This is a genomic window from Roseiconus lacunae, from assembly GCF_008312935.1.
Taxonomy (GTDB): Bacteria; Planctomycetota; Planctomycetia; order Pirellulales; family Pirellulaceae; genus Stieleria; species Stieleria lacunae.
The window spans coordinates 1-882 of record NZ_VSZO01000046.1 but is presented as its reverse complement, the minus strand read 5'-3'; the positions used below and the strand labels follow the sequence as shown (position 1 = coordinate 882).

The 882-nt window shown below is 54.9% G+C and carries 1 protein-coding gene; it reads right to left on the bottom strand.

Annotation, left to right across the window (positions count from 1 at the left end; genetic code table 11):
* Positions 1-100 precede the first annotated feature (100 nt).
* On the bottom strand, positions 101-685 hold the full coding sequence (locus FYC48_RS23135) for a substrate-binding domain-containing protein (RefSeq protein ID WP_160149727.1): 585 nt from the start codon (positions 683-685) through the stop codon (positions 101-103).
* Positions 686-882 lie beyond the last annotated feature (197 nt).

Sequence of the window (882 nt, the reverse complement as noted above, 5' to 3'; positions counted from 1 at the left end):
AATGCCGCGATCGGTCGATGCGACGAATCGATTGTCACAGCGAGGACAGCAGCGTTCATATCCCTCGTCGGTCATTCAATTCCTGGCGTAACGGTGCCGATCACCGAGGACCGGCGGTTGAGTCTCCATTGTCGGAACGCGACGCCCGGTCCTTCGGTGGATCGGATGGTTCGCTGCCCTCCGGGTTTTGTTTTGCGGCGGCAATCGCAATACGTAGTGTTGCTCTCGAAGTGTTCAACTCCTCTACCGACAGCCGCTTTCCGTGTGATGCGACCAACGCTTGAGCGTTGTCAGAAAGGCAATAACCCAGAAAGTTGCGGACGGATTCTCGTCGTAGCGACTCCGAGTTCACAAACAACCGTAGTGACTCGCTTTGATCTCGGCTGTGACCGACAACGACCTCCACAAAGTCGATTTTGCGGTCGGTACATTCTTTCCGCTCTCTGTCCTTTATGGGGCGAGCGGATTTATTGATGTCCGAGAGCCCCAGCGAGAATCGCTTGAATCCGCCTCCACTTCCGGACTCTTCGTTCTCCACCGTGATCAAGTAGTTTGTGTTTTCGGCAGCGGTGATCAATGCCCTGCTGACGTCGGCCATGTGGGACGTTCCGTCAACTCGCACGGGAGAGTCCGCCCGAGAGAACGATGCAAGAAGAATCAATGAAACGGATAGCCAGTTGCGCATCAATATGACCATGGGTGTTTTATCCAGCGAACGTTGGTGATAACGGGGTCGCGGCCAAAAATCGTGAACTGAGGAAACAACAGCGCCCGCGACTCCCGTTCATCACATGGTTCGTCAGGCTACGTTTGCCGCCGGCTGGAAGTTGGACGGGCCAGAATCATTGTAGCAATCGTTTGAATGGCATGGGGCGTCAACAT